At 59.7% G+C, this 25,993-nt stretch carries 21 protein-coding genes and 1 pseudogene; 19 read left to right on the top strand and 3 right to left on the bottom strand.

Going from position 1 to position 25,993, the window contains the following annotated elements; translation table 11 throughout:
- The first annotated feature begins 396 nt into the window (after positions 1–396).
- From NFC98_RS07590 to NFC98_RS07665, 16 genes are all read left to right on the top strand, one after another.
- Positions 397–1,689 carry a lipopolysaccharide biosynthesis protein gene (locus NFC98_RS07590; protein ID WP_254277475.1) on the top strand — a complete coding sequence of 431 codons (1,293 nt, stop codon included), beginning with the start codon at positions 397–399 and terminating at the stop codon, positions 1,687–1,689.
- A 3-nt stretch (positions 1,690–1,692) separates the two neighbouring features.
- Positions 1,693–2,691, top strand: coding sequence for a UDP-N-acetylglucosamine 4,6-dehydratase (inverting) (gene pseB / locus NFC98_RS07595; RefSeq protein ID WP_254277476.1), 999 nt, complete (start codon positions 1,693–1,695; stop codon positions 2,689–2,691).
- Positions 2,691–3,854, top strand: a complete 1,164-nt coding sequence (pseC, locus tag NFC98_RS07600) for a UDP-4-amino-4,6-dideoxy-N-acetyl-beta-L-altrosamine transaminase (protein ID WP_254277477.1) — start codon at positions 2,691–2,693, stop codon at positions 3,852–3,854. The genes pseB and pseC overlap by 1 nt, the downstream gene beginning before the upstream one ends.
- A complete protein-coding gene (gene pseF / locus NFC98_RS07605; RefSeq protein WP_254277478.1) occupies positions 3,851–4,582 on the top strand; it encodes a pseudaminic acid cytidylyltransferase in 732 nt (243 codons plus the stop codon). The genes pseC and pseF overlap by 4 nt, the downstream gene beginning before the upstream one ends.
- Positions 4,579–6,249, top strand: coding sequence for a UDP-2,4-diacetamido-2,4,6-trideoxy-beta-L-altropyranose hydrolase (gene pseG, locus NFC98_RS07610; RefSeq protein WP_254277479.1), 1,671 nt, complete (start codon positions 4,579–4,581; stop codon positions 6,247–6,249). The genes pseF and pseG overlap by 4 nt, the downstream gene beginning before the upstream one ends.
- On the top strand, positions 6,246–7,319 hold the full coding sequence (gene pseI, locus NFC98_RS07615; RefSeq protein ID WP_254277480.1) for a pseudaminic acid synthase: 1,074 nt from the start codon (positions 6,246–6,248) through the stop codon (positions 7,317–7,319). Before pseG ends, pseI begins: the two co-directional genes overlap by 4 nt.
- A gap of 145 nt (positions 7,320–7,464) precedes the next feature.
- Positions 7,465–9,249: a hypothetical protein gene (locus NFC98_RS07620; protein ID WP_254277481.1), complete on the top strand. Its 1,785-nt coding sequence runs from the start codon at positions 7,465–7,467 to the stop codon at positions 9,247–9,249.
- Positions 9,236–10,510, top strand: coding sequence for a hypothetical protein (locus tag NFC98_RS07625; RefSeq protein ID WP_254277482.1), 1,275 nt, complete (start codon positions 9,236–9,238; stop codon positions 10,508–10,510). The genes NFC98_RS07620 and NFC98_RS07625 overlap by 14 nt, the downstream gene beginning before the upstream one ends.
- 143 nt (positions 10,511–10,653) lie before the next feature.
- A complete protein-coding gene (wecB, locus tag NFC98_RS07630; protein WP_254277483.1) occupies positions 10,654–11,808 on the top strand; it encodes a non-hydrolyzing UDP-N-acetylglucosamine 2-epimerase in 1,155 nt (384 codons plus the stop codon).
- 3 nt (positions 11,809–11,811) lie between these two features.
- On the top strand, positions 11,812–13,167 hold the full coding sequence (wecC, locus tag NFC98_RS07635) for a UDP-N-acetyl-D-mannosamine dehydrogenase (RefSeq protein ID WP_254277484.1): 1,356 nt from the start codon (positions 11,812–11,814) through the stop codon (positions 13,165–13,167).
- A gap of 114 nt (positions 13,168–13,281) precedes the next feature.
- Positions 13,282–13,602 carry a type II toxin-antitoxin system MqsR family toxin gene (locus tag NFC98_RS07640; RefSeq protein ID WP_254277485.1) on the top strand — a complete coding sequence of 107 codons (321 nt, stop codon included), beginning with the start codon at positions 13,282–13,284 and terminating at the stop codon, positions 13,600–13,602.
- 14 nt (positions 13,603–13,616) lie between these two features.
- The gene (locus NFC98_RS07645; RefSeq protein WP_254277486.1) at positions 13,617–14,189 is read left to right on the top strand and encodes a type II toxin-antitoxin system MqsA family antitoxin; all 573 of its coding nucleotides are present in this window, start codon (positions 13,617–13,619) and stop codon (positions 14,187–14,189) included.
- Positions 14,182–14,649 carry a hypothetical protein gene (locus NFC98_RS07650; protein WP_254277487.1) on the top strand — a complete coding sequence of 156 codons (468 nt, stop codon included), beginning with the start codon at positions 14,182–14,184 and terminating at the stop codon, positions 14,647–14,649. The genes NFC98_RS07645 and NFC98_RS07650 overlap by 8 nt, the downstream gene beginning before the upstream one ends.
- 105 nt (positions 14,650–14,754) lie before the next feature.
- Positions 14,755–16,500, top strand: coding sequence for a heparinase II/III family protein (locus NFC98_RS07655; RefSeq protein ID WP_254277488.1), 1,746 nt, complete (start codon positions 14,755–14,757; stop codon positions 16,498–16,500).
- Positions 16,501–16,544: 44 nt separating this feature from the next.
- Entirely contained in the window at positions 16,545–17,810 is a 1,266-nt protein-coding gene (locus NFC98_RS07660) for a glycosyltransferase family 4 protein (protein WP_254277489.1), read from the top strand.
- A 136-nt stretch (positions 17,811–17,946) separates the two neighbouring features.
- Positions 17,947–20,364: an MraY family glycosyltransferase gene (locus tag NFC98_RS07665; protein WP_254277490.1), complete on the top strand. Its 2,418-nt coding sequence runs from the start codon at positions 17,947–17,949 to the stop codon at positions 20,362–20,364.
- On the opposite strand, the gene NFC98_RS07670 is transcribed toward NFC98_RS07665, so the two are convergent.
- Positions 20,361–20,711 carry a hypothetical protein gene (locus NFC98_RS07670; RefSeq protein ID WP_254277491.1) on the bottom strand — a complete coding sequence of 117 codons (351 nt, stop codon included), beginning with the start codon at positions 20,709–20,711 and terminating at the stop codon, positions 20,361–20,363. The genes NFC98_RS07665 and NFC98_RS07670 overlap by 4 nt on opposite strands.
- Positions 20,712–20,835: 124 nt before the next feature.
- Between NFC98_RS07670 and NFC98_RS07675 the strand changes: the two genes are divergently transcribed.
- The 3 genes and pseudogenes from NFC98_RS07675 to NFC98_RS07685 all read left to right on the top strand — a co-directional run bounded on the left by NFC98_RS07675 (position 20,836) and on the right by NFC98_RS07685 (position 24,682).
- The gene (locus NFC98_RS07675; RefSeq protein WP_254277492.1) at positions 20,836–21,924 is read left to right on the top strand and encodes a hypothetical protein; all 1,089 of its coding nucleotides are present in this window, start codon (positions 20,836–20,838) and stop codon (positions 21,922–21,924) included.
- Positions 21,925–22,196: 272 nt separating this feature from the next.
- Positions 22,197–23,473, top strand: a pseudogene (gene tviB, locus NFC98_RS07680) (Vi polysaccharide biosynthesis UDP-N-acetylglucosamine C-6 dehydrogenase TviB).
- Between the two features lie 168 nt (positions 23,474–23,641).
- Entirely contained in the window at positions 23,642–24,682 is a 1,041-nt protein-coding gene (locus NFC98_RS07685) for an NAD-dependent epimerase/dehydratase family protein (protein ID WP_254277493.1), read from the top strand.
- A gap of 121 nt (positions 24,683–24,803) precedes the next feature.
- On the opposite strand, the gene NFC98_RS07690 is transcribed toward NFC98_RS07685, so the two are convergent.
- Positions 24,804–24,962: a hypothetical protein gene (locus NFC98_RS07690; RefSeq protein ID WP_254277494.1), complete on the bottom strand. Its 159-nt coding sequence runs from the start codon at positions 24,960–24,962 to the stop codon at positions 24,804–24,806.
- The gene (locus tag NFC98_RS07695; RefSeq protein ID WP_254277495.1) at positions 24,959–25,696 is read right to left on the bottom strand and encodes a zeta toxin family protein; all 738 of its coding nucleotides are present in this window, start codon (positions 25,694–25,696) and stop codon (positions 24,959–24,961) included. Before NFC98_RS07695 ends, NFC98_RS07690 begins: the two co-directional genes overlap by 4 nt.
- Positions 25,697–25,993: the final 297 nt, after the last annotated feature.

Consider the following 25,993-nt stretch of genomic DNA (forward strand, 5'->3'; position numbering starts at 1 on the left):
TGAAAGGCAGCAGCGAATGACGCCAACACCGGCATCCCAACACGGTAGGGGTCTGACCCAAGAGGTTGCGCCAACGCCCGAAAATGCTGTGCGAAATAGCGGCAACCTCCCCTTATCGCTAATGTCATTAAAAATCAATAGGTTATGGAAAGCGCCCAAAACGTGAAATCGCATTTCCGGCATTTTTGCCTAGGGATTCGTGAATCGCTATTTTCGGCAAAAATTCCGATTCGGGCCCTCAAGCGACCGGCGGGGCAGGGCAGAAAAACGGCAAAATTTCCGACCCATCGGCAAAAATGCCGGCAAATTCACGAAGTGTCGTTTTTGGCAAAAGTGCCGGTTTTCGAGCGTGATTCCTGTAAAAGTATTTTTCATTCAACTTTGAAGTGCTTGTAAATGACTGACTCCGCCATTGCGCGTGGGAAAAAGAAAAGCCTTGCATCAGGCGCGATAGTTTACTTGGCTTCAAATATCCTGAATGCGTCCATTCCTTTCCTTCTGCTGCCGGTTCTGACACGTCATCTTGAACCATCTGAATATGGTCAAGTGGCCATGTTTCAGTTGTTAATATCTGCGCTTACTGCTTTTGTCGGGTTGAATGCGGTTGGGGCGGCAAATAGAAAATACTTCGATGAAGATGCGCGGAAGGAGATGCCTAGCTATATAGGAGCGTGCTTCCAGATATTAGCTGTCAGCTTCCTGCTAGTATCAGTGTTTCTGCTGATTTTTCAAGGCTGGCTAGCAGGAGCGCTAGGGCTCTCGCCCATCTGGATCCTTCTGGCTGCGGTTTCATCAGGCGCTAGCTTTGTTGTAAGAATGCGGCTTGGTCAATGGCAGGTTAGAAAGCAGGCTTTAAAATATGGTGCATTGCAGATTTTATTAAGTCTTTTCAATGGCACCTTATCATTAGTGTTGGTTTTAGCCTTGTCTTATGGGCCGGAAGGACCTATGGCTGGACAGACAGTTGCTTCGATCATTGTTGGAGGCATAGCTCTTCTTTTGTTAATTAAAGATGGCTTGGTGCATTTTTCACTGCGGCTTGATCAGGTCAAGGACGCGTTGAGCTTTGGTGTTCCCCTAATTCCTCATATAGGTGGCGCCTTTCTCCTTTCCACCGTAGACCGATTTTTTATTAACAAGCACTTGGGCCTTGATTCTGCCGGCGTCTATATGGTGGCTGTGCAGATAACCATGGCAATGTCGATTTGTTTTGATGCATTTAACAAGGCGTATGTGCCATGGCTGTTTGAAAGGCTTAGGGCGAACGACTCGGCAACCAAGCGCCGCATTGTGAAGTGGACTTATGCTTACTTTGTGATCGTGCTGATGATGGCTGGTATGGCTTTTCTCGCTGGACCGTATGCCATCACGCTTATCGCAGGTGAAAAATATGCGGCTGCGGGAGCCATTATTGGGATATTGGCCTTGGGGCAGGCATTCCAAGGCATGTACCTGATGGTGACTAACTATATTTTCTTTTCTAAGAAAACCGCCAGGCTGTCTATGGTCACAATCTTTTCCGGGGTGCTGAACGTAGGGCTGCTGCTGCTGCTGATTCCCATTCTAGGCCTGCAAGGGGCTGCGATTGCGTTCGTGCTTGCTATGGCGATTCGTTTCGTCAGCACCTGGTGGCTTGCAAGCATTAGTCATCCGATGCCTTGGTTTAATTTTAGAAATAAGGAAGTTTGATACATGTTCGACAATGCATCCATCTTGGTCACCGGCGGCACCGGCTCCTTTGGCCACACTTTCATCCCCATGCTGCTGGAGCGCTACAACCCCAAGCGTGTGATCATCTTCTCTCGCGACGAGATGAAGCAGTGGGAGATGGCCAAGAAGTTTGAGGGCGATTCACGCGTGCGCTTCTTCATCGGTGACGTGCGCGACCGCGAGCGGGTCTATCGGGCCCTGGATGGCGTCGACTACGTGGTGCATGCGGCGGCCACCAAGATCGTGCCCACCGCCGAGTACAACCCCTTCGAGTGCGTCAAGACCAACGTGATGGGCGCCATGAACCTGATCGATGCCTGCATCGACAAGGGCGTGAAGAAGGTGGTGGCGCTCTCCACCGACAAGGCCAGCAGCCCCATCAACCTGTATGGCGCCACCAAGCTTACCTCCGACAAGCTGTTCGTGGCCGGCAACTCCTACGCCGGCGGGCACGACACCCGCTTCGCCGTGGTGCGCTACGGCAATGTCATGGGCTCCCGCGGTTCGGTGATTCCCTTCTTCACGTCGATCCGCGACAAGGGCGTGCTGCCCATCACCGACGAACGCATGACCCGCTTCATGATCAGCCTTGAGGAGGGCGTGGAGCTGGTCTGGCACGCCTTCGAGGACATGGAGGGCGGCGAGATCTATGTCAAGAAGATTCCCTCCATGAAGGTCACCGACCTGGCTCGAGTCATCGCCCCGGAGGCCCGGCAGGAAGTGGTGGGCATTCGCCCCGGCGAGAAGCTGCACGAGCAGATGATCGGCGCCGAAGACGCCTACTACACCTACGAGTACCCCGAGCACTACAAGATCCTGCCGGCCATCAACAGCTGGGACAAGGACGCCAACCGCATCAAGGATGGCAAGAAGGTGCCGGAAGGCTTCGTCTACGCCAGCGACAACAACGGTGAGTGGATGTCTGATTCTGAGCTCAAGGCCTGGATCGACGCCAACTGGGAAAAGATCGGAGCCATCTGATGATTCCCTACGGTCGCCAGGATATTCAGCAGGCCGATATCGATGCCGTGCTTGAGGTGCTGCAGTCGGACTTCCTGACCCAGGGCCCGATGGTTCCACGCTTCGAGGAGGCGGTGGCGGCCAAGGTAGGCGCGCGCCATGCGCTGGCGGTCAACAGCGCCACCTCGGCGCTGCATATCGCCTGCCTGGCGTTAGGCCTGGAGGAGGGCGACTGGCTGTGGACCACGCCGATCACCTTCGTCGCCTCCGCCAACTGCGGCCGCTACTGCGGCGCCCAGGTCGACTTCGTGGATATCGACCCGCGCACCTACAACCTCTGCCCGCAAGCACTGGCGGCCAAGCTCGAGCGCGCCGAGGCGGAAGGGCGCCTGCCCAAGGTGGTGGTGGCGGTGCACCTCTGCGGCCAACCCTGCGACATGCAGGCGATCCACGACCTTGGCCAGCGCTACGGCTTCCGGATCATCGAGGACGCGTCTCACGCCATTGGCGGCAAGTACCAGGGCGACTACATCGGCAGCGGCCGCTACAGCGATATCACCGTGTTCAGCTTCCACCCGGTAAAGATCATCACCACCGCCGAAGGCGGCATGGCCCTGACCAACGTCGAGGATCTTGCCCAGCGAATGGACCTGCTGCGCAGCCACGGGGTGACCCGGGATCCGGCGCTGATGACCCATGAGGCCGATGGCCCCTGGTACTACCAGCAGATCGACCTCGGCTACAACTACCGCATGACCGAGCTGCAGGCGGCTTTGGGGCTCTCCCAGCTGGAGCGCCTGGACGACTACGTGGCACGGCGCAACGCCCTGGCCGAGCGCTACGATGCCGCCCTGGCCGAGCTGCCCGTGACCACGCCCTGGCAGCATCCGGACAGCGTTTCCGGCCGTCACCTCTACGTCATCCGCCTCCAGTGTGACCGGATCACCCCGACCCACCGCCAGGTGTTCGAGCGCCTGCGCGAGCAGGGCATCGGCGTGAACCTGCACTACATCCCGGTGCACACCCAGCCCTACTACCGGGAGCTGGGTTTCACGTCCGGCGACTTCCCCGCCGCGGACGCCTACTACGCCGAGGCGATCAGCCTGCCGATGTATCCCACCATGACGCACGCCCAGCAGGATGAGGTGGTGAGGGCGGTGGCTAACGCCCTGGAGGTTGCATGACACCGGCGGCAGAAGGGCAGACCATCGCGGTCATTCCCGCCCGGGGCGGCAGCAAGCGGATTCCGCGCAAGAACATTCGCGAGTTTGCCGGCAAGCCGATGATCGCTTGGTCCATCGAGGCGGCGCTGGCAAGCGGCTGCTTCGCCCGGGTGATCGTCTCCACCGACGATGACGAGATCGCCGCCGTGGCCGAGGCGCATGGCGCCGAGGTGCCGTTCCGCCGCCCGGCCGCGCTCTCCGATGATCATACCGGCACCATCCCGGTCATCGCCCATGCCATCGACTGGCTGGGCGAGCAGGGCGAGGCGCCTAATGCGGTCTGCTGCCTCTACGCCACGGCGCCGTTCGTGCAGGCAGAGGACCTGCAGGACGGGCTTCGTGCCCTGCAGGGAAGCGATGACGTCGACTACACCTTCTCGGTGACCAGCTACGCCTTTCCCATTCAGCGCGCTCTGCGCCTGACCCCGGAAGGGCGCGTGGCCATGTTCCAGCCCGAGTACTTCCATACCCGCTCTCAGGATCTCGAAGAGGCCTGGCACGATGCCGGGCAGTTCTACTGGGGCCACGCTACCGCCTGGCGGAAGGGCTCTCCGATCTTCAGCGATCGCGCCGTGCCGGTGCCGCTGCCGCGCCACCGCGTCCAGGATATCGATACGCCGGAAGACTGGCAGCGGGCCGAATGGCTGTTCAAGGCCTGGCAGGCCCAGCAGCAGGGCGACTGGGCATGAACGGAGCGCCGATAGCCCCCCGCCTCCAGGGGCAGGTGGTAGCCTTTCGCGCCGACGCCTCGCTGGAGATCGGCAGCGGCCACGTCATGCGCTGCCTGACCCTCGCGGATGCCCTGCAGGCCCTGGGCGCCCGGTGCCACTTCCTCTGCCGGGAGCACCTTGGGCACCTGTGTGAGGTGATCGAGGCGCGTGGCTTTGCTATCCATCGCCTGCCGCTGGAGGGCAACGGAGCCGACTCCGGCGCCAAGAAGAACCTCGAGCTGGAGCCTGCACATGCCCACTGGCTGGGCGCGAGTTGGGTCCAGGATGCCGCGGCCTGTCTGCCACACCTGGCCGAGTTGAGTCCCGCCTGGCTGGTAGTGGACCATTACGCCCTGGATCATCGCTGGGAAATGGCGGTGCTCGATGGGCTCTCCGACTCAAGGCCGCGCCTGCTGGTGATCGACGACCTGGCGGATCGCCACCATATTGCCGATCTGCTGCTGGACCAGAACCTCGGCCGGCAGGCGGAGGACTATCGTGGCCGGGTGCCCGAGACCTGCCGGGTACTGTCCGGCCCGCGCTATGCGCTGCTGCGCCCCGAGTTCCGCGAATGGCGCGAGGCCAGCCTCCGCCGGCGTGCTCGCGAGCCTCGACTGCAGCGCCTGCTGATCAATCTTGGCGGCGTGGACAAGGACAACGTCACCGGCCACGTGCTGGAGGCCCTGAGCGGCTGCGACCTGCCGGCTGACCTGCAGATCAGAGTGGTGATGGGAGCCTCCGCCCCCTGGCGGGAGGCGGTGACCGCCCAGGCCGGGGCGATGCCCTGGTCCACCGAGGTAGTGACCAACGTCAGCGATATGGCTCGACGCATGGCCGAGGCGGACCTCGCCATCGGTGCCGCCGGCAGCACCTCCTGGGAGCGATGCTGCCTGGGCCTGCCCACCCTGATGGTGGTGCTGGCCGACAACCAGCGCGAGATCGCTGACGCCCTTGCCGCAAAAGGCGCGGCGCTGGGGCTGGAGCTGGCGGATCTCGGGACGTCGCTGCCAGGCCAGTTGGCCAGGCTTGACGTGTCCGGCGCGCTGACGGCGATGAGCCAGCAGGCGGCGGACCTGGTAGACGGGCAGGGCACGGCCCAGGTGCTGGCAGCGCTGCAGCGGGCGGGCAACCGCCGGCTGCGGCCCATGCAGGCACAGGACCTCGAGCGCGTGCTGGCCTGGCGCAACCATCCCGAGGTGCGCCGTCACATGTATACCCAGCGGCTGATTAACCCGGAGGAGCACCGTGGCTGGTTCGCATGCGCGAGCCAGGCGCCCCAGCGCCACCTGCTGATCTATGAGCAGGACGGCGAGCCCCTGGGTTTCGTCAACCTCAACGTGGTGGACACCGCGGCCGGACGCGCTGAATGGGGCTTTTATCTCGCCCCGGACGCCCCCCGCGGCAGTGGCCAGGGGCTAGGGCAATGCACCCTGACCTATGCCTTCACGACGCTGAAGCTGCACAAGCTGTGTGGTGAAGTCCTCGCCGACAACACGCGCTCGCAGCGCTTCCACGAGCGCCTCGGCTTTCGCCGCGAAGCGACCCACCGCGACCACTTTCATGACGGCAACACCTATCACGACGTCATCGGTTTCGGCCTGCTGGCCGAGGAATGGCGCGACTCACAAGGAGCCGATACCCCATGACATCACCCTGGATCGAGATTGACGGCCGCCGCATCGGCGATGGCCACTCGCCCTACATCATTGCCGAGCTGTCGGCCAACCATAACGGCAAGCTGGAAACGGCCATGCGTATCATCGAAGAAGCCGCCAAGGCCGGCGCCGATGCCGTCAAGCTGCAGACCTATCGCCCCGATACCATCACCCTGGATTGCGACAGCGACGACTTCAAGATCAAAGGTGGGCTGTGGGACGGACGTACCCTCTATGAGCTCTACGAAGAGGCCCACATGCCCTGGGAGTGGCACCAGCCGCTCTTCAAGCATGCCCGCAAGCTCGGCATCACCATCTTCAGCTCCCCCTTCGATACCACCGCGGTGGACCTGCTCGAAGCACTCGGTGCCCCGGCCTACAAGATCGCCTCCTTCGAAGCGGTCGACCTGCCGCTGATCGAGTACGTGGCCAGGACCGGCAAGCCGATGATCATCTCAACCGGCATGGCCGACGCCGAGGAGATTCAGGAAGCCATCGACGCCGCCCGCGGCGCCGGCTGTGAGCAGCTGGCCATCCTCCACTGCGTCAGCGGCTATCCGGCCCCGCCGGAAGACTACAACCTGCGCACCATTCCCGACATGGTCGAGCGCTTCGGCCTGGTCACCGGGCTATCCGACCATACGATCGATAACACCACCGCCATCACCAGCGTTGCGCTGGGGGCCAGCCTGATCGAGAAACACTTCACCCTCGACCGCAACGGCGGCGGCCCCGATGACAGCTTCTCGCTGGAGCCGGCCGAGCTCGCTGCCCTGTGCCGCGATGCCAAGACCGCCTGGCAGGCCCTCGGCCAGGTCGACTACGGCCGCAAGTCGAGCGAGCAGGGCAATGTGCAGTTTCGGCGATCGCTGTACTTCGTCAAGGATCTTAAGGCCGGGGATGTGATTACCGAGGAGGCGGTGAGGAGTGTTAGGCCGGGATATGGGTTGGAACCTAAATATTTTGAACTAATAGTAGGAAAAAAATTGATCAAGCCCGTATATAAGAGTACTCCCGTACTTTATGATTACGTCCAATCCGCAAATGACAATAATTCCTGAATTTTCTCGAAGATAGCGCTTGTTATTAACAGAGTGCTCGTAATTATTATAATTAATAAAATAGATACAGAAGCTTTCAAAGCCAAATGATTCGTTTTATTAGGGCCGCCGATGTTGCTTGATCGCACAACACATAAGGCATAAAATGTATATTTATCTCCATAATAGAGTTAAAAAAAAATATGTTAGCGAGCTTTCGAGAGACAGGCTTGTTGTATGTTCAAGTGCCGTTTCAAGCTCTTTTAAGGAGATGGGGTTTTATGTTGAAGAAATTAATTTAAATAATTACAATTGTGAAAAAGAGCTGGCTGAAAAAGTTTCGATAGAGTTCTCTAAAATAAGTGATGAAGAAGTTAAAGAGCTTGTTAGGCCTTTTTTAAATGAGTATTTTTCATATTCTTTGCGTATAAGTTATCTTATAAATCGCCATGTATTCGACTTGATTAAAAGGTTCAGTCCTGGCTGCGTGACTATAATTTCGCCAGGCTCAAGAATGACCAAGCTTCCTTTTTACGGGTTCGTAACTACAGAGTCCAAGAGAGGTTCTTCAAAATTATATAATGCAGTTTGCGCTAACGTTTTAGCGGATAAAATAACAAAATACCACCCAAATATACTTGTTGCAAGATTTTGTGTGGGCTCTGATTTTCTTTGCTTCAATCTTGTTAGGAAAGCTTTTTACAAGCTGCTAAATGCTATCTTTTTGATTCTGATGGTTTTGCAGTGCTTGATTCTTTCCTTCGCCATGAAGTCGAGAGCTCTAAATAGCAGAGTAAGCACGAATAAAAAAGAGGAGGTAAATTTTCTTATTATAGCTAGAGCTCCTCACCATTACAGGTTTGCAGAGAAATTTAGTTCTAGTTTATCCGGAGCTAAAATTGCTTTGTTTCCGCAGTCAACACAGTTAAATCTCCTTGGCAATTTGTCTTTTATAAAAAAAAATAAGAATGAAGAAAAGTTGTTTGGGTATAGCCCTCTCGATGTTATGCATGCGCTTAAAAGACACGCAAAAACACTAAATAAGCTGAGAAGAAAGTCGAATAGCTTTAGCGAAGAGTTGAGGTTTAAATACATCGACTATCGATGGCTTCTTCAGGAATTGCGCGCAGTATCAGTGGTTTATTTCTACAAAGAGATTTTGACTGTTTCAGTAAAGCAGCCTGTTAAGCGATTGCTCTCTTTTGAGATATCTGGACGTGCTGCTGCTTTTGAAACCGCAGAGATGAGAAAGAAGAACATTCCATCAGTTTCATATCAAACAGTGGTTGTTTCAAGTAAACCATTGGTTTTTTTTCCTTTGCATGATATTTTTTTATCCGACTCATCAGTCAGTAATAAAAATGCCAAATCTATTGGCTCCATTAGAGAGGGCGAGTGTTTATTTAAAGGCGTGCATAATATTAGCGAGGGCGTTTCCCCAGTTAGTGGAAAATCGATAGTTACTTTCTTCACTCAACCCTATGAGCATGAAGTGACACTTTTAATAATAAAAGAAATTGCAGATTGGGCACGGCAAAAAAATTCGACGCTGAATGTAAAATTGCATCCTAGAGATAGTGAGTCTTATTATAAAGAAATTATAGATTATAAGGAAGTTGAAGTCACTGGTGGCAGCAATCCCACACATGTAATTAATAGTTCCGATATTGTGGTCACGCGAACGTCAAGTGTTGCAAAAGAAGCTTTGCTCTTAGGGAAGCCGATTATACTTTGCTTGTTTTCTGACTTTGACAAGAAGGTCGAGGTGGATTTTATAAACAAGAATCTAAAAAGTAGCGTCATTGTGAGAAATGCCAGCGATTTGCTTTCTCTTTTAAATGACAAAGAGTGCCTGTTGGATGCTAATCTGGAGTTGAAAAATTGGCTTTATCAATCTGATGATTGCGGGAATGTTTTCGATTACTTGAGTCTCTTAGATGCTGAAAGTTAATAAGTTTTTCACTCTTATAGTTTTGATCTCTTTGTTCTTCCCGTACGTGGGGTTTGTTAGTGGAATAGATGTTCAGCCGCTGTTTGTGTTTTTTTTACTTCCATCAGTTTTTCTAGCACTTTCAGTATCAGTTCCATTAAAGGCTACTTTGGTTTTTTTATTAAGCATATTTACGTTAATTTTATATGGCTTAGTGTTTGGTTATTCAGTGACATCTAAGTTTATTCTTACTTATTTGTTTGCCGTTACCACTGTCTACTTCATTTACATTTATATTAAAAATTATAATATAGACATTGGTCTAAAATTTGTTTTTTTTGTTCTTTCATGCTACATCGGGGTTGGTCTAGTTCAGCTCTTTTTTATGCCAGAATTTCTGGCTGGACTAGTTCATAGGGATAGCGCGGTGGTACACATCCTTAAGGAAAGTGGTAGAGGTGCTAGGTCATTAACGGGCGAGCCATCGCACCTGGGCAAAGTTATAACTCTTATGAACGTATTGATGCTTTATATAATTATGAAGGAAAATTCTTATGGCTTTTCATCAAGATTAAATATGTCTTTTGTCGCAAGTTTTTTGTTGTTGGCGCTCAGTGGTTTGGTAGCTAGGTCTGCATATGCATTTGCAGTGCACCTTTCGGTTGTGCTTTTTTTCTTTGTAAGCGTTATGAAAGCAAAAACTGTAATTCGCATTATTTCTTCAATTTCATTAATGTTTATTTTTTTTATTTTGCTTCACCTGTTTGATGTGATGTCCGGAACCCGAATCGAAGCCATGTTTTTGCTCGCTTTTAATAACCCAGAAGCTTTGCTTCAGCAAGGAGCCGCGCGAAGAGTTTTTAATATACCTCTCTCACTGAATAATCTTCGATATTTTGGTATTTTTGGGAGCGGCGAGAGAGAGAGTGTATATAACGCAGTGCTGTGGACCCCAATCGGAGACCTAAGTTATTTTGCTAATTACCGTAACCTGGGTGGGCTTATTGAGTTTGTGATGAGATTGGGGGTTTTTAGTTTCCCGTTCTTGTTGGTTTTTTTGTTATTTTCAATAAGGGTATTAAGGCTTAACTCTTTTTCTGACCTGTTTGGGTATTCTGGGTTTGGTTTTTTTGTACTTTATTCTTTTTTGATTACAATGGTTCAAGATGGGCCTTTTGTTCTGCCAATAGGTTGGTTTGTTTTTATTTATATTGTTTTGGATAGTGATAGAGAGAGATGTGGACTGCCGCGAAACAGTGGGCATCTCATTAAGATGAACTGAGGCTCCAAGTGAGATATGGACAGGTGTGCAGTTTTTTTGGATAAACTTTATAGCGATTCGCGAAATATAACATTAACAGATGGCCTGGCCAGCCGGGAGCCTACATGTATGTATAAATCGACCTTGCTGATGGATGACTGTGCATGACTTCACCGCGACCCCTGCGCACGCTCTGCGTCTTCGGTACGCGCCCGGAGGCGATTAAGATGGCCCCATTGGCGCTCGCCTTGCAAGCTGACCCGCGCTTTGATGCCCGGGTGTGCGTAACCGGCCAGCACCGGGAAATGCTCGATCAGGTATTGGACCTGTTCGAGCTGGTGCCGGATGTTGACCTGAGCATCATGCAGCCTGGGCAGGACCTTACCGACGTCACCACGGCCATTCTGCAGGGGATGAAGGCGGTACTGACCGAACAGCGCCCCGACGTGGTGCTGGTGCACGGCGATACGGCCACCACCTTCGCGGCGACACTGGCCGCCTACTACCAGCAGGTCCCCGTGGCCCATGTGGAAGCAGGTCTGCGCACCGGCAACCTCTACTCGCCCTGGCCGGAAGAGGCCAATCGCAAGCTGACCGGGGCGCTGGCCGCCTGGCACTTCGCGCCGACCGAGCGTTCACAGCGCAACCTGCTCGAGGAGGGCGTCGACCCGGCAAGCGTTAAGGTCACGGGCAACACCGTGGTCGATGCGCTGCTGGAGGTGGTCGGGAAGCTGGAGACGACACCGGCGCTGCAGGCGCGGTGTCGCGACCAGTTTGCCTTCCTGGAAGGCGACCGCCGGATGGTGCTGGTCACCGGGCACCGCCGGGAAAGCTTCGGCGGCGGCTTCGAGCGCATCTGCCAGGCGCTGCGGACAACCGCGAGCCGGCACCCCGAGGTACAGATCGTCTACCCGGTGCACCTCAACCCCCAGGTGCAGGAGCCGGTCAACCGCCTGCTGGCGGATATCGACAACGTTCACCTGATCGAGCCGCTGGATTACCTGCCCTTTGTGTACCTGATGCATCGCGCCCACCTGATCCTTACCGACTCCGGCGGTATCCAGGAAGAGGCGCCGTCGCTGGGCAAGCCGGTGCTGGTGATGCGCGACACTACCGAGCGGCCCGAAGCCGTCCAGGCGGGTACCGTCAAGCTGGTGGGCACCGATGTTGACTCTATCACCAGCGCGCTCGATACCCTGCTGGGTGATAACGAGGCCTATCGACGCATGAGCCGCGCCCACAACCCCTACGGGGATGGCCAGGCCTGCTCACGAATCCTCGACCACCTGGCTGACACGGCTCAACCGCAGGAGCACTGAGAGATGGACTTCAAGACAATTTCCGTGGTCGGCCTTGGCTATATCGGCCTGCCTACCGCCGCCGTCATCGCCTCGCGCCGCAAGAAGGTCATCGGCGTGGATATCAGCCAGCGGGCGGTGGATACCATCAACCGCGGTGAAATCCATATCGTCGAACCCGAGCTCGACATGCTCGTGCATGCGGCGGTGAAGGAGGGCCACCTGCGGGCAACCACCATACCGGAGCCAGCGGATGCCTTTCTGGTCGCCGTGCCAACGCCCTTCAAGCGCGAGGAGGGCAAGGAGCATGTGCCGGATCTGAGCTATATCCGCGCGGCCAGTCTGGCAATCGCTCCGGTACTGAAGCCGGGGGATCTGGTCATCCTGGAGTCCACCTCTCCGGTGGGCGCCACCGAGCAGATGGAGGCCTGGCTCGCCGAGGCGCGCCCGGACCTGAGCTTTCCCAGCCAGCAGGGTGAAGCCTCTGACATCCGCGTAGCGCACTGCCCCGAGCGGGTGTTGCCCGGCCATGTGGTGCGTGAGCTGGTGGAGAATGACCGGGTAATCGGCGGCATGACGCCGCGCTGCTCGGAGGCTGCCTGCGCGCTCTATGAGCTATTCGTGCGGGGGGAGTGCATCACCACCACGGCACGCACCGCCGAGATGGCCAAGCTAACCGAGAACAGCTTCCGCGATGTGAACATCGCCTTCGCCAACGAGCTCTCGATCATCTGCGACAAGCTCGATATCAACGTCTGGGAACTGATTCGCCTGGCCAACCGCCACCCGCGAGTCAATATCCTGCAGCCGGGGCCCGGGGTGGGCGGCCACTGCATCGCCGTGGACCCCTGGTTCATCGTCAGCGAGACCCCGGAGCAGGCCCGCCTGATCCGCACGGCCCGCGAAGTCAACGACAGCAAGCCCGAGTGGGTGATCGACCAGGTCAACCAGGCGATTGGGCAGTTCCTTAGCCAACATCCCGAGCGCACCGCACGAGATGTCACTGTGGCGTGCCTGGGGCTGGCGTTCAAGCCGGATATCGACGACCTGCGCGAAAGCCCCGCGCTGGCGATCACCCATGCGCTGAAGGCCAGGCTGCCCGGTAGGCTGATGGTGGTGGAGCCCAATATCGATGAGCTCCCCGAGAGTCTGCATGGCGCCAAACTTACCAGCATCGATGTGGCCCTGGACGAGTCCGATATTGTCGTTCTTCTGGTAGATCACAAGGCGTTCAAGAAGATAGCTAGCGAGCGCCTGGCTGGCCGCCACCTGGTGGACACCCGCGGCGTATGGACCGGGCAGAACCGGCGCCGAAGCGATGTGCTGGTCGCGCTAGTGCGAGAGAGCGTCGAGACGGCCGAGGCGCACCCCGCGCAGTGAAGGCTGGGGTAGCTGGCTACAGGCCCACAGCGTCGCCGGCCCCTGCAGCTGGCGCATGATCGGTTTGCACGTTACACTCAGGGAGCTAACCATGGTGGTTAGAAGGGGTGGGTGGTGCCGATCTATGACCTGAACGATGTCCATGCTGCGGCAAGGCAGCTACGAGTCGAATATCGGGGACGCAAGGTCATGCGCGATGTGGCGAACCTGGGCTATGAGCTTGAGGATGTTGCGGACTGCCTGTCGAGGCTGAGCGAGGCGGAGTTCAGCAAGAGCCATTTTCGGCAAGCCGCGCCCGGTGATGATGAGTACATTTGTCGCTATCCACGGCCGGATAGTCAGGATGGAGAGACGGATCAGCTATACGTGAAATTTTGCTTGATCGATAACTGCCTGGTCGTGGACCTAGGCTCTTTCCATCTGACGCAGTTTTGAAACGAGGTGGCATCATGGGACATTGCAAACTGTGCGGTTCCCACGAAGTTCAGCAATATGCCGAAGTAGAGCCGGTGAAGTATAAAGCAACCGTGCTACAGGTACCGATGGAGTATTCGGTATGTGCCAATTGCGGGAGGGAGTTTATTGCGACGGAGCAGATTCGGCGTAATGATGCTGCAGTCCGCGATGCGAAGCGTGCTCAAGATGGCCTGCTGACCGGTAGTGATATTGTTCGATTGCGCAGTGAGCTCGACCTCAATCAGGAAATGGCGGCTCTGCTGTTTGGCGGAGGCAGAAATGCATTTTCCAAATACGAAAGAGGGGAGGTGACCCAAAGCGCCGCGATGGATAGATTGCTGCGCTTGTGTTATCGCCACCCTGAGCTGGTCGATGATTTGAAGGCCATGACTCATCGCTCTTTTACTTTTCGAAAGCGTGTTATCGGCCATCAGGTATCCGGCGGGTCGGAAGATACCGAGTCCTGGGAGACTCACTCTCCAGATGCCGGTGATGGCGTTGGCAGCAGTGGCTTTTCACGCTATCGCGTCAAGACATTGACCGTAGAAGAGCTGCGGTATGGATAAGCAGTTGATCGCCGAGGCGACGGAAAAGGTCGAGATTGTCGATATCTATCTCTATGGCTCTACCGTGAGACGTCATGATGAAATTCATCAGAATAATATTCCCGAAGGAATGGTGCAGCAGGATAAGCTGGCCGTTTCTGTCGATCTGCTGGAGCCTGTTGAGGCCGGCGAGGACGGGGCCGATAGCCTGCTGAGGGCTCGTATCGATTATGGGGTAAGGTTTGTACTGCTGCCTGAAGCAGGCGATGAGGATTCGGTACATGTGCTGGCTGAGATCACGGCTTGCTTTGCTGCGACCTACCGCTACCGAGATGGCCTTTCCGAAGCGGCTATCAGTGAATTCATGCGATACAACGCCGTTCATAATACCTGGCCGTTCTGGCGAGAGCACGCATTGCGGATGTCGGCCGAAGCACGCTTGCCGCGTCCCACCATCCCCCTGATGAAACCGGTGGGCTGACGACCCTTCTTCTATCGATGCCCCAAGAATTGACAATCGTGTGATAGTTAACCGCCGAGGCCGAGTCTTCGGTGTTGTTCTTTGGTCTTGAAAACGGAACTTTCAATGTTGTCGCGTTACTCGCGCCTGTTTCATACCGTTCGCTACCTCAAGCCTGGCCAGATCGGCTGGCGGCTCTATTACCGCTTGCTGCGAGGCCGCGTGAGCCGGCAGGCCCTGGCCCCCCTGGGGCCGGTGGCACGGCGCCGGTGGGCCGATGCCTGGTCGGCACCGGCCTGGATGCCGTCGGCGCTGCTAGGCGAGGGGAAGGCTGGGGAGTCGAAAACAGGAGAGCGGGAGCCCGGGGAGTGGGCGTTCGATTTTCTCGGCGAGCGGGGTGAGCTGGGCAGCGCGGAGGACTGGAACCATCCCGGCAAGAGCAAGCTGTGGCTCTATAACCTGCACTACCTGGATGAACTCTGCGCCCAGGGTGCCGAAGAGCGCGATGCCCGGCACCGGGCGCTGGTGGCGCGCTGGATCGACGAGAACCCGCCGCTGGCCGGTAACGGCTGGGAGCCCTATGCGCTGTCGCTGCGCCTGGTGAACCTGGTCAAGTGGCTAAGCGGGAAGGCCGGGCAGGCCGGCGAGCCGATTCCGGCGGCCTGGGTGGCGAGCCTGGCGCGACAGACCCAGGCGCTTTCTGCCCAGCGCGAATACCACATCCTGGCCAATCACCTGTTCGCCAACGGCAAGGCGCTGACCTTCGCCGGTGCCTTTCTGCAGGGTGAAGACGCCGAACGCTGGTTGCGTCAGGGCCTGGCGATCCTCGATGCGGAGATTCCCGAGCAGTTCCTGGCGGACGGCGGCCACTTCGAGCGCTCGCCCATGTACCACGCCACCCTGATGTGGGACCTGGCCGACCTGATCCAGCTGGCCGAGTGCAGCGGGCTGCCGGCCCTTGAAGGGCGCGCCCTGGCCTGGCGCGAGACACTGGTCAGGGGGCTGGCCTGGCTGGAGATGATGAGCCACCCGGATGGCGAGATCGGCTTCTTCAACGATGCGGCCTTCGGTATCGGCCCGGCTCTGGCGGATGTGACGGGCTATGCCGAGCAACTGGGGGTTGTGCCTGAGGGGGAAGCCGCCTCGTTAATCACTCATGCCCAGAGTGCCGCCGTGGTAGTCCGCCATGCCAAGGCCAGTGGCTATGTGGCACTGGAATGGCCGGAAGCAGGCAAGGCGCTGCTCGATCTCGCCCCGGTCGGACCGGACTACCAGCCCGGTCATGCTCATGCCGATACCCTAAGCTTCGAGCTCAGCCTGTTCGGCCAGCGGGTGCTGGTCAACTCCGGAATCTCCCGGTACGGCGAGGACGCCGAGCGCCACCGCCAGCGCTCTACGGCTGCCCACAACACCGTGGTGGTGGACGGCGAGAACTCCTCCGAGGTGTGGGCGGGGTTTCGCGTCGCCCGCCGGGCCCGACCGGGGCCGGTCGGCATCGATACCCAGGCAGAGGGGGTGACCATCACGGGAAGCCACGACGGCTATCGTCGCCTGCCTGGCAGGGTGGTGCACCACCGCGAATGGGGGTTCCAGAAGGGGCAGCTGGTGGTTCGGGATCGACTCGAGGGTCGCTTCACCCGGGCCGAGGCGCGCTTCCACTGCCATGCGGGGGTGTCACTGGCCTTGCAGGATCCCCGCCATGGCGAGCTGACCCTGCCCGATGGCCGCCGCCTGGCACTGGCCATCGAAGGCGGAGAGGCGCACGTCGAGTCCGCCAGCTGGCATCCCCGCTTCGGCGAATCTCACCCCAGCCAGTGCCTGGTAGTGGCCTTCGCGGCCCCCGCCTGTTCCACTGCCTTTCGTTGGGCCTGAGCCCCGCTTGCGCCCCGTTCCTTCTTCGCTTCAAGACGAGCCCCATGCGCATCCTGTTTCTCTCGGATAACTTCCCCCCCGAAACCAATGCACCCGCCAATCGGCTCTATGACCATGCCGTGCGCTGGGTGCGGGCCGGCCATGAGGTCACGGTGGTGACCTGTGCTCCCAACTTCCCGGAGGGGAAGGTTTTTTCCGGCTATCGGAACCGCTGGTATGCGGTGGAGGAGTGGGACGGCATCCGCGTGGTGCGGGTGAAGAGCTATATCACCTCAAACGAGGGCTTCCTGAAGCGCACCCTGGACTATGTCTCCTTTATGGTCAGCGGTTTCGTCGGGGGCCTGTGCCAGAAGCGGCCAGACGTGATCGTGGCCAGCTCGCCACAGTTCTTTGCTGCCGTGGGCGGCTGGGCCTTGGCGGCGGTGCGGCGCAAGCCGTTCATCTTCGAGCTGCGTGACCTCTGGCCCGCTTCCATCGTTGCCGTGGGTGCCATGGAAGAGAGCCGTACCATCCGCCTGCTCGAGAAGCTCGAGCTGTTTCTCTATCGCCGCGCTCGGCGCGTGGTGGCGGTGACCCACGCCTTCAAGCAGGACCTGATTTCGCGGGGCATCGACGGCGGCAAGATCGATATGGTGCTCAACGGCGTGGACCTCGCGCGCTATCAGCCGATGTCGCCGGATGAGGCCCTGCGCCGCGAGCATGGGCTGGAAGGCAAGTTCGTGGTGGGCTATCTGGGCACCCACGGCATGGCCCATGCGCTGGACAAGGTGCTGGAGGCGGCCGAGCGGCTGCGCGAACGCGACGATATCGTCTTCCTGTTCGTGGGGGCCGGCGCGGCCAAGGCTGAAGTGGAGTCCAGAGCTGAAGCGCTAGGCCTCGACAACGTTCGCTTCGTGCCGCGCCAGCCTAAAGACGCTATGCCTGGATACTGGTCGCTATGTGACCTGGCGCTGATCCCGCTGCGGGATACGCCGGTGTTCGAGAGCGTGATTCCCTCCAAGATGTTCGAGTGCATGGCCATGGGCATTCCGGTGCTGATGTCGCTGCCGGAGGGCGAGGCCACCGGCATCCTCAAGGAGTCCGGGGCCGGCGTGTGCGTCCCGCCCGAAGACCCGCAGGCCATGGCAGAAGCCATCCAGGCACTGCAGCGTGACCCGCAGCGGCGAGCGGTGTTGCGCGAGCGTGGCCTTGAGGCCGCCAGGACTTATTCCCGGGACCAGCAGGCGGAGAAGATGCTGGAGGCGTTGGAAAGGGCCGCTGGGAAAGCTGACGTTGCGGTGGCTTCTCGGTCAGAGGGTGTGAGCAAGTGATGAGTTTTTTGCTGTGATGGTTAGTGTTTGGCGGTGACGAACGGGGCGGTATTCCTAAGTTCCAGCGGAAAGTGCATCACAGCCACAAGGCCCGCGGAAAAGGGTCATCAAGAAAAATGCAAGGAAGAGAACTGAAATGGGTATCACCCCAATATTGCCCTTGTTGGCTCTGGGCCTTTCCGCCCTTGCCATCCTGCTGCTGCGCCGTCCTGCCGTTGCCTGGGGCCTTGCGGACATTCCCGGCGGCCGAAAGCAGCACCAGGGTATCGTGCCGCTGACCGGGGGGCTGGGGGTCTTTGCCGGTTTCCTGCTGGTGCAGCCGCTGCTCGCGGTGCCGCTGGGCGAGCTGCTGCCGCTCTACGTCGGCCTGGTGGCGCTGGTAGCCTGCGGGGTGATCGACGACGCCCGGGACATGCGCAGCACCGTCAAGCTGGGCGTGCAGCTGGCGGTGGCCGCGCTGATGGTGCTGTGGGGGCAGCAGGTGATGGTCACTCTGGGTCGCTTCCCGCTGGTGGGCGAGGTGCAGCTGGGTTGGCTGGCGGTGCCCTTTACCATCGTGGCCGTGGCGGGGCTGATCAACGCCATCAACATGATGGATGGGGTGGACGGCCTGGCCGGCGGCAGCGCGCTGAGCGTGCTGGGCTGGCTGGGGTTCGTGGCGGCGCTACAGAGCCAGCTCACGCTCCTGGCGGTGATCGTCACCCTGGCCGCCTCAGTGGTGGGCTTTCTGCTGTTCAATATGCGCCACCCCCTGCGTCGTCGCGCCAGCGTGTTCATGGGTGATGCCGGCAGCATGGCGCTGGGCTTCGCCATCGCCTGGTTCGTGGTGGCGCTCTCCCAGAGCGAAACGGCGGTGGTCAGCCCCATCGCCTACGGCTGGGTGCTGGCCCTCCCGGTAATGGACACCCTGAGCCTGATGGTGCGGCGCCTACGCAAGGGGCGCAGCCCCTTCTCGGCGGATCGCGATCACCTGCACCATATCTTCCTGCGCGCGGGCTTCTCGCCGGGGCAGACCACGCTGATCCTGATGCTGCTGGTGGCGGCGCTGGGCGCGGTGGGGGTCAGCTTCTCGCTGGCAGGCGTGCCCGATGGGGTGCTGCTGGTGGGCCTGGTGGGCCTCTTTGCCCTGCACGATCTGTTCGTGCGCCGCGCCTGGCTGACCAGCAAGGCGCTGCGCCGCCTGCACCTGGCCACGCTGGGGGCGGCTCGGGTACAGCAGAGCGAGCGGCTGGCGGTGCGCCTGCGCCAGCGCCCCCTGGTGGGCGGCAAGCGCCGGCGCCTGGCGGTGCTGGGCGCCTACGTGCTCTGCTTCACCCTGCCGCTGAGCATGCCTCTGGCGATGGCAGGTGCGGCCATGATGCTGGCCGCGGCGCTTGCCTCGGCGCCGGCACTGTGGCGGGATCTGTCGCGGCTGCCGCTGTTCTGGCTCAGCCTGGCGCTGAGCGGCTATGTGCTGGTGCGGCTGGGGCTCGGCGGGGCGTCGCTTGAGGACGAGGGCTTCAACCTGCTCGCCCTGACCGGGCTGCTGAGCCTTCCGCTGGCCTGGTGGCTGGCCCAGCTGCGGGTGCACTGGACCTGGCTGCTGCTGGCCCTGTTGAGCGGTGGCGCGGTGGCGTTCGTGATGCAGGCCGACTGGGTGCGCCTGGAGCAGGGCTCGCTGACCAGCCCCTGGGCCTGGGGGGAGCCGGGGCGGGTGGGCTTCATGGCCAGCGCCGGGCTGATGCTGCTGCTGGCGCTGCTGTTCTCCGGCCTGCAGCGGCTGGGCACCGGCTGGCGGCCCGCCTATCAGGTGGCGGTGTCGCTGGTCTGTGCGGTGCCCGGGGTGATCATCCTGATGGGCACTGGCTTCACCACCGCCTGGCTGGCCACCCTGGCCGGGGTGCTGTGCTTTGCTGCGGCCAGCCCGGTGCTGGGGCGCCACCAGGGCTACCGGATCGGCCGGCTGGGCCTGCTGGTGGTGCTGGCCCTGGGGCTGCTGGGGGCCGGTACGCTGCAGCTGATGCTGGGCGGCGGTGCGGCCCTAGCGCTGGTGGTCGTCGAGCCGCTGCAGGCCATCGGCATGGCGCTGCGCGGCGAGCTGGATCAGGCCCGCGCGCTGCATCCGGGCATGGTCGAACGGCTGTCCCTCTGGTACCACGCCTGGCAGGCCTGGCAGGAGAGCTGGCTGCTGGGCAGTGGCCAGCTGGCCCCGGCGTCGGTGGAGGCCCGGCTGGCGGGTTACCCCAACTACTACTCGCTGGTGGCCGCGGTGGGTGCCGGCCTGGGGCTGGTGGGGTTGCTTGGCTTCGCCGCGGTGGTGCTGATCCCCGCCCAGGCGGTGGCGTGGATGGCGCTCAAGCGCGTCTGGCACTCCTCCTGGGCGCTGGGCGTGCTTAGCTGCGGGGTCACCGTGCTGGTCATGGCGCTGCTGGCCATGCCGGCGCAGTACCCGGAGTCCCTGGCGTTCATGGTGCTGCTCACTGCCGCCGCGCAGATGGCGGTGCTCCAGAAGTCCTGGATCAAGCAGAGACAAGCTCGGCTACCGCAGGCCGGCGGTCAATCACAATCGGCCTAGAGTAGGGCGAGCAGCATGGCGATAACGCCGCCGAGTCCCATCGGTAGCATCAGGTCCGGCGGTTGCTTGCCGTTCCAGATCCACCCCGTGAGCTCAACGCATGCCGCCAGCGTGATTACGCCTACCCAGGCAACCAGGTGGCTGGAAACAGTCGCAAGGCCAAGTCGTTCAATCCCCCAGAACAGCAGCCCATAAAGCACCACCCCTAGCAGCACCCAGGGCGCCCAGGCGCTGAGCTTGGGCAGCGGCAGCCGAGGCCTGCGGCGACCGGGCTGGCCGGAGCGTTTTGGCTGACGTTTTGGTGTTGGGATTTCGCCGCGGAACAGATAGGGCTGAGTGGGATTCATGGGCAGGCTCGGTTTTTAACGTTGGCGGGAGGCTAACGGGGGGTAGGGCTGGGGTCAATATGTAGCGCTCGGTGTGGTATTCGGCGAGGAGAAGTGATGGAGTTGAGTAGACAGGGAGGTGACTTTGGCTGAGTGTCTTATTTCTTTATTGGTGATCGTCTATGCTGGGGCAACGGTTTGGGCAATTCGCCACATCAAGATAAATGCGGGGAAGAAGGATGAGCTTTGGCTGACACCCTTTGTCATGCTGGTGACTGCCTTGGTGGTCAAGATTGCGGCGCACAAAGGGACCAGCGTCTCTGCAATGACAGGCTCCCCGGGATTTTTTACCTTCGTTGGTGAAACCTTCTTCGATGCCATGGTGGTGCTTTGGTCTTCTCTGCTGGGCGCCGTCTTTCTCTTGGGCACAAAGAGCTCCGCAAAGACGCCGCCAGCTGCTCCCGTTGATGGCGCTCTGCGGCAACCTGACGACAGAGCGGCCGTGGGCACGAGCCCGCAGCCGCACTCCGCCAAGGGAGAGGCGGCAGATGAAGCTGCCCTGATGGCCGGGCCGCAACAAGGTTCCCGCGGTAGTGAAGGAGCCGGGGAAGTGACCACCTTTTCCCAGCTGCTCGACAAGTTTCGTGACGCCCGCCCAGCTTCCTCCAATGCTTCCTGCAGGTGGAAGGAGCTCTTACCGCTACTCGCGCTGCTGCTGGCGGTGTTGGCGCTGATCGCCCTTCCTGCGGACTGGCGAGAACCTGGATGGGTGCGTGCCGCGGCGCTGGTTACCGTGCTGGCATGCTATCTGTACGGCCTCTGGCTGCTAGTGCTGCCCATGCGCACTCTTGTGGATCCGGTGCCGGAGCTGATGCGTGAGCTGGACAAGCGCTTTGAGCAGGAGAGTAGGTTGCGTGACTATTTGCAGGGCGTGCCGGCGGAGCAGCGGCGATTGATGTCGGCCCGCCTGGAGCGCTACATGCGCCGGCTTTCGGGAGCCAGCAAGGTTTCTCAGCTGGCCTTTGTTCTCTCGCCACTCTTCGCCTTCCTGCTGGAGCTGGTCAGCCAGGGTAAGCTGAGCAGCCTCGAGAGCGGCCCGCTGCTTATTGGTGGGGCGGTGCTGTTCGGGGCCCTGATCGGCATCATGCAGCTGCGTCGCGCCTTGGTGGAGCTGGAGTCGCTACAGTTCAGCCTGGCGGCGATGCCCGAAGGTGAAGGTAGCCAGCGTGGCTGAGCTATTTGGAATATGCTGGCGGCACTGGTGGGGTTGAGGCCGGTATTGGCGACTTTATCAAGTGCTGGCGTAGCCCCCTTGGGTCAAACCCCTGCCGCGGGGGGAACCCCGTGTTGGCGCTTATCGCGGGTAGGGCGGCCTCCGCCGGGAGTCTGAAGCGGCGGGTGCGCGGCGGGAGTTGTTTCCACCGGGGTCAGACCCTTCGGCAAACTTAGGCCAACCCCCGCCTAAGTGTGTCGAAGTGTCTGACCCCTGCAATCAAGGAATTTTCGATGTTGGACATGGATAACGTGCGTCTGGGCGTGATCGGCCTGGGCTATGTGGGGCTGCCGCTGGCGGTGGAGTTCGGCAAGGTGCTGCCCACCGTGGGCTTCGATATCAACACCAAGCGCATCGGTGAGCTGCGCGATGGCATCGACCACACCCTGGAGGTGTAGCCGGAGCTGCTGGCCGAGGCAAGCCAGCTGAGCTTCGCAAGCGACCTCGAGGCGCTCAAGGCGTGCAACGTCTATATCGTCACCGTGCCGACCCCCATCGACGCGAGCCGCCGGCCGGATCTGACGCCGCTGATCAAGGCCAGCGAGACCCTGGGCCAGGTGATGGGGCAGGGCGATGTGGTGATCTACGAGTCCACCGTCTACCCGGGCGCCACCGAAGAGGCGTGCATCCCGGTGGTGGAGCGGGTCTCCGGGCTCACCTACAACCGCGACTTCTTCGCCGGCTACAGCCCGGAGCGGATCAACCCGGGCGACAAGGAGCACCGGGTGACCACCATCAAGAAGGTCACCTCCGGCTCTACCCCCGAAGTAGCCGACTTCGTCGATGCGCTCTATGGCCGGGTGATCACCGCCGGTACCCACAAGGCGAGCTCCATCGCCGTGGCCGAGGCCGCCAAGGTGATTGAGAACACCCAGCGCGATATCAACATCGCCCTAATCAACGAGCTGGCGGTGATCTTCAACCGCCTGGGGATCGATACCGAGGAGGTGCTCCAGGCCGCCGGTACCAAGTGGAACTTCCTGCCGTTCCGCCCGGGGCTGGTGGGTGGCCACTGCATCGGCGTGGACCCTACTACCTGACCCACATGGCTGAGCAGGTGGGCTACCACCCGGAGATGATCCTCGCCGGGCGGCGCATCAACGACGGCATGGGCGCCTACGTGGCAAGCCAGCTGATCAAGCAGATGATCAAGCGGCGTATCCACGTGGAGGGGGCCCGGGTGCTGGTGATGGGCCTCACCTTCAAGGAAAACTGCCCGGACCTGCGCAACACCCGGGTGGTGGATATCCTCAATGAGCTGGCCGACTACAACGTGGCGGTGGACGTCTTCGACCCCCAGGTGAACAAGGCCGAGGCCGAGGCCGAATATGGCATTCGCCCGGTAGAGGCCCCCGAGGCCGGTGCCTACGACGCCGTGATCCTGGCCGTGGCCCACCGCGAGTTCCGCGAGCTGGGGGCGGAAGGCATCCGCGCCTGGGGCAAGCCGGAGCACGTGCTCTATGATCTCAAGTACGTGCTGCCCAAGGAGAGCGTGGACCTGAGGCTGTAATCAGCCTTCGTGGCCCCTCCATCGGGGTGCCTTCTCCACCGGGGTCAGACCCTTAAATGGACTTAGGCAAAGGGCCGCCTAAGTTCATTTAAGGGTCTGACCCCTGCCGGTGTGGCTACCCCTGCCACTGTGCTACTGCCGCGATGACCCTGCAATTAAAGGAACGTGATGAGTCGTTATGAAACCCTGCGGGGCGAGCTTGCCGCTGCGCCGCGTACCTGGCTTGTGACCGGCTGTGCCGGCTTCATCGGCAGCAACCTGCTGGAGAACCTGCTCAGGCTCGACCAGCGCGTGGTCGGCCTGGACAACTTCGCCACCGGCTTCCAGGCCAACCTGGATGAGGTGCGCTCGTTGGTCAGCGCCGAGCAGTGGGCGCGCTTCACCTTCATCGAGGGCGATATCTGCGACCCGGCCACCTGCCGGGAGGCGGTGATCCTCGATGGCAAGCCGGTGGACCACGTGCTGCACCAGGCGGCGCTGGGCTCGGTGCCGCGCTCCATCGCCGACCCGATCGCCACCAACGCGGCCAACATCGGCGGACAGCTCAACATGCTGGTGGCGGCCAAGGATGCCGGGGTGACGAGCTTCGTCTATGCGGCCTCGAGCTCCACCTATGGCGACCACCCGGCGCTGCCCAAGGTGGAAGAGCGCATCGGCAAGCCGCTGTCGCCCTATGCGGTGACCAAGGTGGTCAACGAGATGTATGCCGATGTCTTCGCCCAGACCTACGGCTTCAAGGCCACCGGGCTTCGCTACTTCAACGTGTTCGGCAAGCGCCAGAACCCCAACGGCGCCTATGCGGCGGTGATCCCCAAGTGGGCCGGCGCGATGCTCACCGACGAGACGCTGTTCATCAACGGCGATGGCGAGACCAGCCGCGACTTCTGTTATATCGCCAATGCGGTGCAGGCCAACCTGCTGGCGGCCACCGCGGACGACAAGGCCCAGGGGGAGGTCTACAACGTGGCGGTGAGCGGGCGCACCACCCTGAACCAGCTGTTCGAGTACCTGCGCGGCGCCCTGGCCGAGCAGGGGGTGAGCTACGCCCAGGCCCCCACCTACCGCGACTTCCGCCCCGGCGACGTGCGCCACTCCCAGGCGGACATCGGCAAGGCCAGCCGCCTGCTCGGCTACTCGCCCAGCCACACCATCGTCGAAGGCATCAGTGAAGCCATGCCCTGGTACATCGAGCACTTCCGGCGGGGGTGAGGATGCCTCGGGGTCAGACCCTTAAGCCGATTTAGGGGTCTGACCCTTAAATTTACTTTGTCGATGGTGCGGAAAAGAAAAAACCCGCCTCTGGGGCGGGTTCCTGGACGACGACGAAGGATCAAGAAGGCTTGTGGGCTGCCTTCTGCAGCACCAGCTGCTGACGCTGGTTGGCGCGTTCAATCACCTGACGATAGACATCACGCTTGCGCTCAGGGCTGGCGTCGCGGATGAATGCGGATAGGGGGCTGCTGCCGGTCTTGGCGTCTTTGGTCATCATATCGGCTTCCTCGTCTTTTCGGCGAGCTTCTGCAGAAGAGGCTGGCGAGCGTATCCTTCGGCAATGTGGGTGTCAATTCGTTCCACGTTCTGCACGTACTCTCCATGCGAGCCGTCGTGATTTTTGATCAGCAGATCAACCATCACTGATTCTCCGAACTCTTGCTTGATGCGATTGGTCACGCCTCTTGCAGCAAAGTATTGTTCTACAAAGCTTTCCATCGGTATTCTTCGCCCTTCCAGCGCTTCGCGTGCAGCCACAAACTCCCAAGCCAGCAACGGATCTTGATAGACGTACAGGATCTGTACAAGCCTGGATTTGTCAAGCGAGCGCGCTACGTTGTCGCGAGCCTTGGCATAGTTGGCGAAGGTGCCATCCAGTAGAAAGCTTTGGCGCTGCTTCAGGACCACGTCCAGTAGCTTTTCTACTAGAATAGAGACGGCCGGCTGAAACAGCCAGGCATTCCCCCCACGGTAATCGTCGAATTCCTCGCGAAGCTCATCAGGGTCGATGCGAAGGACACCCTGACCATTTTCGCTGAGAACCGCGATAAGTTCCTTTGAAGCCTCTGTCTTTCCAGCTCCAGGAGAGCCCGCCATGAATACCGAGACCGGGTCATCTTCCGGTGGGTACAGATTCTTATCGGCCACGCGCTTGGCAATCCGCTTCTTGTGCTTCCGGGCAAACTCGATGGCTCTCTCAGTGGTGAGGTGTTCTTCTGCCTGTTGAGCCATGATGGTTACCTTGTGTTGGTGGCCATGCTGCGAACCGGTAATTTAATCAGGTGACCTTGCATCCCTGGAAGATCGAGAGTGATGCCCTAGTCTATTCACCACGTCAGAACAGCGTAAGGCGATCAAACAAAAGTAGGAAACGAGCCATTCAGCCACAGCTAGTTGTTCTTGATGCGCTGGCGAAGCCCCTTGGGTCAGACCCCTGCCACTTTGCCAGGCCTGTGTGGTGCCGATGGCTGGCGGGGTGGCCGCCGCCGGGAGTCTGACCCGGCGGGGCGCGGCGTTGGCGGGGTATTG

Source organism: Halomonas sp. 3H, assembly GCF_024206005.1.
Taxonomy (GTDB): domain Bacteria; phylum Pseudomonadota; class Gammaproteobacteria; order Pseudomonadales; family Halomonadaceae; genus Halomonas; species Halomonas campaniensis.